Raw genomic sequence first — 11,539 nt, forward strand, 5'->3', positions numbered from 1 at the left:
GTCTAGCGTGTGCGCGCGCACCCACGCGCCGCACCCTGGACGGTCACCATGCAGTGCCAGACCTGCGGGGACGCCACGTCCCCGAGCTTCAACGAGTGCCAGACCTGCCGTACGCCGATCGGCCAGCCGGCCGTGACGCCGGGGCTTCCGACGTACGGGGTGCGTGGCATCGGCTTGGCCGCCTCGATCGCGGTCGGCGTGACCACGCTGTTCTTCCTCCTGGCGGAGCTCTTTCCGATCTACGGGCAGGCGCTCGTCCAGCAGGCCGCGGCCGACCGGGATGCCGACAAGCTGCTCGGCGCGATGATCGTCGAGCTGGCGCTGAGCGTGCCCTTCCTGCTGGCCTACGTGACCGCGGCGGTGCTGGTCGTCATCTGGACGTGGCGGGCGCGCAAGAACACCGACGTCTTCCCGGGCGCGCTGCCCTCGATGGGCGCCGGCTGGGCGATCGCCGGGTGGCTGGTGCCCTTCGTCAACTTCGTGGTGCCGGCCCGGGTGGTGGCCAACATCGCCCGGGACAGCCTCCGGCACGGCACCGGTGGACTGGTCGCGCTCTGGTGGATCGCCTGGCTGGTCTTCAGCGTCGGGGAGCGGGTGGTCGACATGAAGGACGAGGTGGCGGCCGTCCGGTTGCCGGAGTCGCCCTCCACCGACGCCGACTTCCAGGCGTACGTCGACCACTACCAGCAGATGGTCGGCCGGCACCTGGTCCCCGCGCTGGCCTGCCTGGTCGCCGCGGTCGCATTCATCGTGCTGGTCCAGCGGATCTCGGCCGCCCAGCAGGACCGCATCGCCCGCGCAGCCCCCGCCTGGTCGATCGTCCCGGGGATGCAACTGCCGCCGGGCACGCCCGGGATGCCCGCCCATCCGCAGCCGGTGACGGCGCCGTCGCCGCAGGTGCAGGCCGGTGCGACGCCGGTGTCCCCGCCGGCCCCGCCGGCGTCGGGTGGCACGATCGGGGCATGAACGAACTGGTCGGTCTCGCCGACGTACAGGCCGCGCGGGAACTGCTCGCCGGCGTCACCCGGACCACCCCGCTGGAGCCCTCCCGGCCGCTCAGCGCGGTGCTCGGCGGGCCCACCTGGCTCAAGTGCGAGAACGTCCAGCGCGCCGGCTCGTACAAGGTGCGTGGCGCGTACGTGCGGATCTCCCGGCTGTCGGCGGAGGAGCGGGCCCGGGGCGTGGTGGCGGCGAGCGCCGGCAACCACGCCCAGGGGGTGGCCCTCGCCGCCGGCCTGGTCGGTACGCACGCCACGGTCTTCATGCCGGTGGGTGCGCCGCTGCCGAAGGTGGCCGCCACCAAGGGGTACGGCGCGCAGATCGAGCTGGTCGGTGCCACGGTCGACGAGTCGCTGGTCGCGGCGCAGACCTTCGCCGAGCGGACCGGGGCGGTGCTGATCCACCCGTTCGACCACCCGGATGTGATCGCCGGGCAGGGCACGGTCGCCCTGGAGATCCTCGAACAGTGCCCGGACGTGAGGACGATCGTCACCGGGGTGGGCGGCGGTGGGCTGGTCTCCGGGATCGCGGTGGCCGCCAAGGCGCTGCGCCCGGACGTCCGGGTGATCGGGGTCCAGGCGGCCGGCGCGGCGGCGTACCCGCCCTCACTGCTCGCCGGCGAGCCGGTGCGGCTGCCGGCGTTCAGCACCATCGCCGACGGCATCGCGGTCGGTCGGCCCGGCGATCTCACCTTCAGCCACGTGCGCAAGCTGGTGGACGAGGTGGTGACCGTGTCGGAGGAGGACATCTCCCGGGCGCTGCTGATGCTGCTGGAGCGGAGCAAGCAGGTGGTGGAGCCGGCGGGCGCGGTCGGCGTCGCCGCGCTGCTGGCCGGGTCGGTGCAGGTGGAGGCCCCGGTGGTCGCGGTGCTCTCCGGCGGGAACATCGACCCGCTGCTGTTGCTGCGGGTGATCGAGCACGGGCTCGCCGCCGCCGGCCGTTACCTGCGGCTCACGGTGCGCTGCTCGGACCGCCCGGGCCAGCTCGCCTCGCTGCTCGGCGAGATCGCCGAGCACCGGGCGAACGTGGTGGACGTGGAGCACCAGCGGGCCAACCTGCACCTCGGCGAGGTGGAGGTGGCGCTGTCGGTGGAGACCCGGGGCGTGCAGCACTCGGACACGCTGATCAGCGCCCTGCGGGCGAGCGGCTACCAGGTGGTCTTTGCGGGCGAGGCGTGACACCGACGGTGTCACGCCTCGCCCGGGGATGCTGCGGTGGGCCGGGGCGCGGGCCCCGGCCGCCGGCTCAGCCGGAGAACGGCTCGAAGCTGACCACGGTCACCTTGATGTCGGCGCCGCTCGGCGCCGTGTAGGTGCAGGTCTGCCCGGCCCGGCCACCCAGGATGGCCTTGCCCAGCGCCGACTCGGGGCTGTAGACGGTCAGGTCGGTGGTCGACGCGATCTCGCGGGAACCGAGCAGGAACGTCTCGGTGTCGTCCTTGTCGTCGTCGAAGTAGATCGTCACGACCATGCCGGGCGAGACCGCGTCGGCCGACGGAGCCCCGCCGACCTTGGCGGTGCGCAGCAGCTCCTGGAGGTAGCGGATCCGCCCCTCGGCCTTGCCCTGCTCCTCGCGGGCGGCGTGGTAGCCACCGTTCTCCCGCAGGTCGCCCTCCTCGCGCCGAGCGTTGATCTCGGCGGCGATGACCGGCCGGTTGGCGATCAGCTCGTCCAGCTCGCCCTGGAGTCGGTCGTAAGCGTCCTGGGACAGCCAGGTGGCGGGCGCCTCGTTGCCAGTGGACACAGGCGGTCTCCTCAGTTGTGCGTGGCTGGCTGACAGGTGAACTACCAAATTACCAGTGAGGTACGACAAGAGGTGGCGTCGATCACCCCTGGTGCCATCGTCCGGCACGCTTTGTCAGGGTGTCGACCGACTTCCGTCAGCCGATCGTCCCGCCGTCGGGGCGGGCCCGATCGCTGAACGCCGGGTCGCTCAGCCGGTCGGGCGGCAGCGCAGCACCTCGCCGATGAACGCCCGCCCGGTGGTCGCCAGCAGGTGGCTGGTGGTCACGTGCCGCTGTCCCGGGGGCGCGGTGACGGTGATCTGCTCCCGGGCCACCTCGGCGCCGTCCCGGTCCCGGGCGCGCAGCAGACAGACCGTCGACCCGCCGGCCGGCACGGTCACCCGGAAGTCGAGTCGTAGCTGGTTGTCGGTGATGTCCGTGTACGTGATGACCTGTGCGTCGTAGTTCGGGTCACCGTACTGCCGGTAGAGCCGGACCGAGATCAGGCTCAGCACGGACACCAGCACGAGCAGGGCCACCGTGGCCAGCAGGACGCGGCGGCGGCCACCGGGCTCCCGGCGACGGCCGTAGCGCCCCGGCGGAAAGACCGGCGCTCCCGGTGCGATTGTGGCGTGCGTCTCGCTCACCGGCGGGTATCTCCTGGCGTTGTTGTCGGTGGCATCGGCAAGAATGGCAGTGTCCATTCTTCCAGCCCGGCTCTCGGTAAAGCATGGCAGGTCGACCACGGGTGTCGACCGGCCGGCGTCCCCGCGGGCCGCCGGCAGGGAAGGATCACGGCAGGTCCGCCGGCTCGGCCCCGGGCCCACCGGTCGACCCAGACGAGGAGTGCCGACGTTGGCAGAGCAGTTGCGTCTCATGGCCGTCCACGCGCACCCGGACGACGAGTCCAGCAAGGGCGCCGCGACCATGGCGAAATACGTCGCCGAGGGGGTGGACGTCCTGGTCGCCACGTGCACCGGGGGTGAGCGCGGCAGCGTGCTCAACCCGAAGCTCGACCGGCCGGACGTCTGGGCCAACATCGGCGAGATCCGCCGCGCCGAGATGGACGCCGCCCGGGCGATCCTCGGTGTCGAGCAGGCCTGGCTCGGTTTCGTCGACTCCGGGCTGCCCGAGGGAGACCCGCTGCCGCCGCTGCCCGAGGGGTGCTTCGCCCTCCAGGACGTCGAGGTGGCCGCCCGCCCGCTGGTGCGGCTGATGCGCGAGTTCCGTCCGCACGTGGTCACCACGTACGACGAGGAGGGTGGCTACCCCCACCCCGACCACATCATGTGCCACAAGGTGACGATGGCCGCCTTCGAGGCCGCCGGCGACCCGGAGCGCTACCCCGAGCTGGGTGAGCCCTGGCAGCCGCTCAAGCTCTACTACGACATCGGCTTCTCCAAGGCCAAGATCATGGCGCTGCACGAGGCGATGCTCGCCGCCGGTCTCGAGTCGCCCTACGAGGAGTGGCTCAAGCGCTGGGAGGAGCGGCCCGACAAGGGCCCGCGGATCACCACCCGGGTCGAGTGCGCGGAATACTTCCCGGTCCGCGACGACGCGCTGCGCGCCCACGCCACCCAGGTCGACCCGGACGGCTTCTGGTTCCACGTGCCGATGGAGCTGCAGAAGCGCGCCTGGCCGACCGAAGACTTCGAGCTGGTGCGCTCGATGGTCGACAGCCCGATGCCCGAGTCGGACCTCTTCGCCGGGGTGCGGGAGACGGCGCATGCCCGCTGAGTCAGCGCGGCGCTACGCTGGTCACCAGTCGCACATCGGAGGAACGCCATGTTGACCGCTGCCCAGGTGCTCGCGGAGAACAACTTCGGGGACACCCGCACGGGCGGCCTGGCCGGGCCGATGGGTCTCTTCCTCATCCTGGTGCTGGGCGCCGCCACCGTCCTGCTGATCCGCAACATGAACGCACGGCTGCGCCGGCTGCCCGACCGCTTCCCCCAGCAGGGTCGACCGGTCGAGTCGGGGCGGACCGACGCGGAAGTCGCCGATCCGACAGACGGGACCGGGGGACCGGATTCATCCTCGGACGCTCCCATGGGCCGTCAGCAGCGCCGGAACGGGTAGTCGGCGCATGAATCACGCCCAACCCGGTCGTCGACCCCTGTTGCGACCACCGGGTTTGGCTTAGCCTTCCGCCGGGGGGACCAAAAGTCCCCGAGCCGTGCGCGGAAGGGGGTGCCGATGACTGTCACAGCAACGGCCGCCCGCCGTACGCTCGATCGGCCCGTCCACGGGGCGGGTCGGTGACCTCCGGCAGGGCCGGCGAGCAGGTCGACCGGCTCGGATTGCGTGAGACTCCACCACGGGTGCTGGTGCTCACCGCCGCGGTCACCCTGACCGCCCTCGTGGCCGCCGTGGTCGGGCTGAGCCTGCCGCACCGCCTCCCCGCCGACGACCCGATTCCCGCCCCGGCGCGCTACGGCATGGCCGTGGCCGTGCTCGCCGTGGCCCAGCTGTTCCGGCTGCGGTTCCGCGCCGCGGGCGGCATGGTGAGCATCACCTGGGGCGAGGCCGCCCTGATCATCTGCCTCTATCTGGTGCCGCCCGGCTGGCTCCCGTCCGCCACGCTGCTCGGCGCCGGGCTCGCCTGGTCGGCGCTCTCGGCGTTCGGGGAGCGGCGGCCGGCGCTGGAGGTCGTCCGGATCGCGGCGTCACTGGCCGCCGCGTCCGCGGTCGCCGTGTCGGTCACCACCGCGCTGGGGCGTCCGCTGCTCACCGCGCCCACCCCGACGCTGGCCGCCGCCATGGTCGCCGGGTCGGTGACCTACCTGCTCGTCACGGCCTGGCTGGGCGGGGTCACCCTCGGCCTGCGGCACGGCGTGCCGATCGGGCCGGCGCTGTTCGCCGCGGTGCGCGGCAAGCTGCTGATGTTCGTCGGCAACGTCGCTGTCGGCCTGGTCGTGGTGGCGCTGCTCGAGGTCGACCCGCGTTGGCTGCTGCTGCTCCCTCCACCGCTCTGGCTGCTCCAGCAGACCTACCGGCACCGCCTCCGCGCCGATCAGGAGCGCCGGACCTGGCGGGCGTTCGCCGACGCCACCGCCGCGCTCAATCAGCTCGACGAGCGGGGTGTGGCCAGCGCGGCGGTCACCGGGGCGCTGGCCCTCTTCGACGCCGAACTGGTCGACGTGGACGTGGCCCGCGGTGACGGCCGTTGGCGGCGCTACCGGGGCGACGCGGCCGGTGGCCTGGTCGACCGGGAGATCGCCCAGCCCGGGTCCGAGGAGCCGGACGAACACGAGCTGGTGCGTCCGCTCGCCGTCGGTGCCGTGCCGGTCGGTCGGTTGCGGGTCCGCTTCCCCCGCACCGCGCCACCCAGTGGCCGGGAACGGGACGCGGTGGCCGCCTACGGTGACGCGCTCGCCGCCGCGCTGCACGACGCGGCGACCCATCGCGAGCTGCGGCTGGTCACCGCCCGCTCGTCCTACGAGGCGGTGCACGATCCGCTCACCGGGCTGGTCAACCGGGCGGCGATGCTCGGCAAGGGCGACCAGGCGCTGCGCCAGCTCGCGCACGACCACCCGGTGGCCCTGCTGCTGCTCGACATCGACCAGTTCAAGGAGGTCAACGACACGCTCGGGCACGCCGCCGGTGACCAGCTGCTGCGGCTGACCGCCAACCGGCTGGGCGCGCTGGCCCGCACCGGCGACCTGCTCGGCCGCCTCGGCGGCGACGAGTTCGCGCTGCTGCTGACCTCGGTCCCGGTGGTCGCTGACCGGACGGCCCCGATGGCGTACGCGCTGCGCCAGGCCCGCGAGATCGCCGAGCGGCTCGCCACGCCGACCGAGGTCGCCGGGGTGCGGATGTCCGTCGAGGTCTCCGTCGGCGTGGTGGTCGCCGACGCCGGCACCGCCGACCTGACCGAGCTGCTGCGCCGGGCCGACATCGCGATGTACCAGGCCAAGGAGGGCGGCGGCAACGTCGCCGCGTACGACAGCACCCGGGATGCGGCCAGCACCGACCAGCTCGCGCTCCTGGCCGAGCTGCGTGAGGCGCTGAAGGTGGAGGACCAGCTCGTGCTGGCGCTGCAGCCGGCGGTCGACCTGTCGACCGGGGCGCCGACCGGGGTCGAGGCGCTGATCCGCTGGCGGCACCCGCGCCGGGGTTGGCTCAGCCCGGTCGACTTCATCCGGCCGGTGGAGAACAGCGAGCAGCTCGGCACCTTCACCCGCTACGTGCTGGACAAGGCGCTCGCGGTCGCCGCCGGTTGGGCGCGCGAGGGGCTGGAGGTGCCGATCTCGGTCAACCTCTCCGCGCGCAGCCTGCTCGACCCGCGGCTGCCCACCGAGATCGCCGAGGCGCTGCGCCGGCACCAGGTGCCCCCGCAGCGGCTGGTCCTGGAGATCACCGAGACGGTGGTGATGAGCGAGCTGGAGGTCATCGACGAGGTGCTGGCCACGCTGCGTTCGATGGGTGTGCAGCTCGCGGTGGACGACTTCGGCACCGGCTTCTCGTCGTTGACGTTCCTGACCCGGATCGCGGTGGACGAGTTGAAGGTGGACCGTTCGTTCGTGATCCGCATGGTCGACTCTCCGGAGGCGGCGGCGATCGTGCGGACCACCGTCGGGCTGGCGCACGAGTTGGGGCTGCGGGTGGTGGCCGAGGGGGTGGAGACCGCCGAGCAGCGCTCCGCCCTGGCCGAGCTGGGCTGCACCGCGGCCCAGGGCTACCACTTCTTCAAGCCGATGCCGGCCGACAAGATCAGCGCGGTGCTCGGCACCCTCCTGGACGAGGCCCGCCCCAACGTCTTCCCTCTCCGCGCCGACGGCGCCTCCTAACCCCCCGCCCCCGCTGGCCGGGGTTGATCATGAAGTTATTGCCGGCCGCCCCGGCGTGTCCGGGCAACAACTTCATGATCAACCCGTCTTGGGGTCGGAGTCGGGCGGGGGCGGCGGCGGGTGGATAGGGTCGTTGGGTGAATCGACTCGCCGACGCGACCTCGCCCTACCTGCTTCAGCACGCGGAGAACCCGGTCGACTGGTGGCCGTGGTGCGAGGAGGCCTTCGCCGAGGCGCGCCGCCGGGACGTACCCGTGATCATCTCGGTCGGCTACGCCGCGTGCCACTGGTGCCACGTGATGGCGCACGAGTCGTTCGAGAACGAGTCGGTGGCCGCGCTGATGAACGGCGACTTCGTGTCGATCAAAGTGGACCGGGAGGAGCGGCCGGACGTCGACGCGGTCTACATGACCGCCACCCAGGCGATGACCGGCCAGGGCGGCTGGCCGATGACGGTCTTCGCCACCCCGGACGGCACCCCGTTCTTCTGCGGCACCTACTTCCCCCGCGACAACTTCCGCCAGCTGCTGCAGTCGGTGGCCACCGCCTGGCGCGAGCAGCGTGAAGCCGTGCTCCGGCAGGGCGCCGCCGTGGTCGAGGCGATCGGCGGGGCCCAGGCCGTGGGCGGGCCCACCGCACCGCTGGAGGGGACGCTGCTCGATGCCGCCGCCGCGCAGCTCGCCCAGGAGTACGACGAGACGAACGGCGGCTTCGGCGGCGCGCCGAAGTTCCCGCCGCACATGAACCTGCTCTTCCTGCTCCGGCACCACCAGCGCACCGGATCGGCCCGGAGCCTGGAGATCGTCCGGCACACCTGCGAGGCGATGGCCCGCGGCGGCATCTACGACCAGCTCGCCGGCGGCTTCGCCCGCTACTCGGTCGACGGGCACTGGACCGTGCCGCACTTCGAGAAGATGCTCTACGACAACGCGCTGCTGCTGCGGACGTACACCCAGCTCTGGCGGCTCACCGGCGACCCGCTCGCCCGACGGGTGGCCCGGGACACCGCTCGGTTCCTCGCCGACGAGCTGCATCGGGCCGGCGAGGGTTTCGCCTCCGCGCTGGACGCGGACACCGCCGGCGTCGAAGGCCTCACCTACGTCTGGACTCCGCAGCAGCTCGTCGAGGTGCTGGGCGAGGAGGACGGTCGGTGGGCCGCCGACCTGTTCGCAGTCACCGCCGAGGGGACCTTCGAGCACGGCAGCAGCGTGCTGCGGCTGGCCCGGGACGTCGACGACGCCGACCCGGCGGTGCGGCAGCGCTGGCAACAGGTGGTGGGACGGCTGCTGGTCGCCCGGGACACCCGGCCCCAGCCGGCCCGCGACGACAAGGTGGTGGCCGCCTGGAACGGGCTGGCGATCACCGCGATCGCCGACTTTCAGCAGGTCGCCGCCGCCTACGCGAACCCGGACGACGAGGACGCGAACCTGATGGACGGTGTGCTCATCGTCACCGACGGCGCGATGCGCGACACCGCCGAGCACCTGGCCAAGGTGCACCTGGTGGACGGGCGGCTGCGCCGGGTCTCCCGGGCCGGCGTGGTCGGCGCGCCCGCCGGGGTGCTGGAGGACTACGGCTGCGTGGCCGAGGCGTTCTGCGCGATGCACCAGCTCACCGGCGAGGGGCGCTGGCTGGAGTTGGCGGGCCGGTTGCTCGATGTCGCGCTGGAGCGGTTCGCTGCCCCGGACGGCGGGTTCTACGACACCGCCGACGACGCCGAGCGGCTGGTCACCCGGCCGGCCGACCCGACCGACAACGCCACCCCCGCCGGCCGGTCGGCGATCGTCGCGGCGCTGGTGGCGTACACGGCGTTGACCGGCGAGACCCGCTACCGGGAGGCGGCGGAGGCCGCGCTGGCCACCGTGGCGCCGATCGTCGGCCGGCACGCCCGGTTCACCGGGTACTCGGCGGCCGTCGGGGAGGCGCTGCTCTCCGGGCCCTACGAGATCGCCGTGGTCACCGACCAGCCGGTGGGCGACCCACTGATCGCGGCCGCGCATCGGCACGCCCCGCCGGGGGCGGTGATCGTGGCGGGCCGGCCCGACCAGCCCGGGGTTCCGCTGCTCGCCGACCGGCCGATGGTCGACGGGCGGTCCACCGCGTACGCCTGCCGGGGGTTCGTCTGCGAGCGGCCGGTCACCGAGGTGGCTGACCTGGTCGGGCAGCTCGCCGGCCGGTAGCGGCGGCGGCGCCGGGCCCCGATAGGCTGGCGCCGCTATGGATTCCCGTACCGGTCTGCCAGTTGTCGGCATGGTGGGTGGTGGCCAGCTGGCCCGGATGACCCACCAGGCCTCGATCGCCCTCGGCCAGTCGCTGCGCGTTCTCGCGCTGGCCCCCGACGACGGCGCCGCGCTGGTCGCCGCCGACGTCCAGTACGGCGATCACACCGATCTCGCCGCGCTGCGCACCTTCGCCAAGGGCTGCGACGTGGTCACCTTCGACCACGAGCACGTGCCGAACGAGCACGTCCGCACGCTCGCCGCCGAGGGGGTCACGCTCTATCCGCCGGCGGACGCGCTGCGGTACGCGCAGGACAAGCGCGCGATGCGGGAGCGGCTGACCGAGCTGGGCGCCCCGGTGCCGGCCTGGCGGCCGGTCGGCGCGCCGGACGACCTGGTCACCTTCGGCACCGAGGTGGGCTGGCCGGTGGTGCTCAAGGCGGCCCGTGGCGGCTACGACGGGCGTGGCGTCTGGATGGTGACCGACGCGGCGCACGCTGCCGAGCTGGCCGGCACGCTGCTCGCCGGTGGCACCGAGCTGATCGTCGAGGAGCGGGTGCCGCTGCGCCGGGAGTTGGCCGTGCAGGTGGCCCGCTCGCCGTTCGGTCAGGTCGCCGCCTACCCGGTGGTGGAGACCGTGCAGGCCGACGGCATCTGCGTCGAGGTGCTCGCCCCGGCCCCGGATCTGCCGGAGGAGCTGGCGCTCGCCGCCCAGCAGCTCGCCATCGACCTGGCGACCTCGCTCGGCGTGGTGGGCCTGCTGGCGGTCGAGCTGTTCGAGGTGGCGGGGCCGGACGGCAGCCGGATCGTGGTCAACGAGCTGGCGATGCGGCCGCACAACTCGGGGCACTGGACCATCGAGGGCGCGCGTACGTCGCAGTTCGAGCAGCACCTGCGGGCGGTGCTCGACTACCCGATGGGGGACACCTCGCTCGCCGCGCCGGTCGTGGTGATGGCGAACGTGCTGGGTGGCGAGCCCGGCGGGATCTCCGTCGACGAGCGGCTGCACCACCTCTTCGCGGCGGAGCCGGGCGCGAAGGTGCACCTCTACGGCAAGCAGGTCCGCCCGGGCCGCAAGATCGGGCACGTCACGGTGCTCGGCGACGACCTGGACGACGTACGGGCGCGGGCCGCGCGGGCGGCACGCTGGCTTCGCGAGGGACACGAGTGAGCGCGAGGAGCGAGCTTGCGAGCCCCGCGGTCGGGAACGAAAGGCAGTCGAGCGTGACGGTCGTCGGGTTGATCATGGGCAGCGACTCGGACTGGCCGACCATGAAGGCCGCGGCCGAGATCCTCGACGAGTTCGGGGTGCCCTACGAGGTCGGCGTGGTCTCCGCGCACCGCACCCCGGTCAAGATGATCGAGTACGGCCGCGCCGCCGCCGACCGCGGCCTCAAGGTGATCATCGCGGGGGCCGGCGGCGCCGCCCACCTGCCCGGCATGGTCGCCTCGGTCACCCCGTTGCCGGTGATCGGCGTGCCGGTGCCGCTCAAGCACCTGGACGGGATGGACTCGCTGCTCTCCATCGTGCAGATGCCAGCGGGGATCCCGGTCGCCACCGTGTCGATCGGCAACGCCCGCAACGCCGGCCTGCTCGCCGTCCGGATCCTCGGGGCGGCCGACACCGAGCTGCGCGCCCGGATGGCCGCCTACCAGGAGGGCCTGGAGCAGATGGTCGCCGAGAAGGACGCCAAGCTGCGCGCCACCCTCGCCTGAGGCAGCCGCCCGCAGGTCACCGCCTGGCTGCCGGCCCAGGGCCGACGCGTCGTGGCCGACGCACGAACCGGCACGCTCTGCCCGGCCGCCCC

Annotated in this window: 10 protein-coding genes; 8 read left to right on the forward strand and 2 right to left on the reverse strand. The window is 73.1% G+C overall.

Going from position 1 to position 11,539, the window contains the following annotated elements:
- Positions 1-9: 9 nt before the first annotated feature.
- On the forward strand, positions 10-966 hold the full coding sequence (locus ACIP9D_RS09475) for a DUF4328 domain-containing protein (RefSeq protein WP_350867216.1): 957 nt from the start codon (positions 10-12) through the stop codon (positions 964-966).
- Complete coding sequence (gene ilvA, locus ACIP9D_RS09480) at positions 963-2,177, forward strand: threonine ammonia-lyase (RefSeq protein ID WP_350867214.1); 1,215 nt, start codon at positions 963-965, stop codon at positions 2,175-2,177. Before ACIP9D_RS09475 ends, ilvA begins: the two co-directional genes overlap by 4 nt.
- A gap of 67 nt (positions 2,178-2,244) precedes the next feature.
- Here the strand turns inward: ilvA and greA are convergent, their stop codons facing one another.
- Together greA and ACIP9D_RS09490 are read right to left on the reverse strand one after the other, a co-directional pair.
- Positions 2,245-2,742: a transcription elongation factor GreA gene (greA, locus tag ACIP9D_RS09485; protein ID WP_350867213.1), complete on the reverse strand. Its 498-nt coding sequence runs from the start codon at positions 2,740-2,742 to the stop codon at positions 2,245-2,247.
- Positions 2,743-2,931: 189 nt separating this feature from the next.
- Positions 2,932-3,369, reverse strand: a complete 438-nt coding sequence (locus ACIP9D_RS09490; protein WP_350867211.1) for a DUF4307 domain-containing protein — start codon at positions 3,367-3,369, stop codon at positions 2,932-2,934.
- A gap of 208 nt (positions 3,370-3,577) precedes the next feature.
- Here ACIP9D_RS09490 and mca point away from each other — a divergent pair, with 208 nt between their 5' ends.
- The 6 genes from mca to purE all read left to right on the forward strand — a co-directional run bounded on the left by mca (position 3,578) and on the right by purE (position 11,447).
- A complete protein-coding gene (gene mca, locus ACIP9D_RS09495) occupies positions 3,578-4,459 on the forward strand; it encodes a mycothiol conjugate amidase Mca (protein WP_350867209.1) in 882 nt (293 codons plus the stop codon).
- A 48-nt stretch (positions 4,460-4,507) separates the two neighbouring features.
- Complete coding sequence (locus tag ACIP9D_RS09500) at positions 4,508-4,801, forward strand: hypothetical protein (protein ID WP_350867207.1); 294 nt, start codon at positions 4,508-4,510, stop codon at positions 4,799-4,801.
- A 179-nt stretch (positions 4,802-4,980) separates the two neighbouring features.
- Positions 4,981-7,512: a putative bifunctional diguanylate cyclase/phosphodiesterase gene (locus ACIP9D_RS09505; RefSeq protein ID WP_400449594.1), complete on the forward strand. Its 2,532-nt coding sequence runs from the start codon at positions 4,981-4,983 to the stop codon at positions 7,510-7,512.
- A gap of 137 nt (positions 7,513-7,649) precedes the next feature.
- Entirely contained in the window at positions 7,650-9,692 is a 2,043-nt protein-coding gene (locus ACIP9D_RS09510; RefSeq protein ID WP_350867205.1) for a thioredoxin domain-containing protein, read from the forward strand.
- Between the two features lie 37 nt (positions 9,693-9,729).
- The gene (locus ACIP9D_RS09515; protein ID WP_350867203.1) at positions 9,730-10,902 is read left to right on the forward strand and encodes a 5-(carboxyamino)imidazole ribonucleotide synthase; all 1,173 of its coding nucleotides are present in this window, start codon (positions 9,730-9,732) and stop codon (positions 10,900-10,902) included.
- Positions 10,903-10,955: 53 nt separating this feature from the next.
- Complete coding sequence (gene purE, locus ACIP9D_RS09520; protein WP_350867200.1) at positions 10,956-11,447, forward strand: 5-(carboxyamino)imidazole ribonucleotide mutase; 492 nt, start codon at positions 10,956-10,958, stop codon at positions 11,445-11,447.
- Positions 11,448-11,539 lie beyond the last annotated feature (92 nt).

It is taken from the genome of Micromonospora sp. NPDC093243, assembly GCF_044753725.1.
GTDB lineage: Bacteria > Actinomycetota > Actinomycetes > Mycobacteriales > Micromonosporaceae > Micromonospora.

What these genes read in the sequence shown, in the direction of transcription:
- ilvA (WP_350867214.1), top strand. Translation starts at nt 963, where the DNA reads ATGAACGAACTGGTCGGTCTCGCCGACGTACAGGCCGCGCGGGAACTG.
- ACIP9D_RS09500 (WP_350867207.1), top strand. Translation starts at nt 4,508, where the DNA reads ATGTTGACCGCTGCCCAGGTGCTCGCGGAGAACAACTTCGGGGACACC.
- ACIP9D_RS09515 (WP_350867203.1), top strand. Translation starts at nt 9,730, where the DNA reads ATGGATTCCCGTACCGGTCTGCCAGTTGTCGGCATGGTGGGTGGTGGC.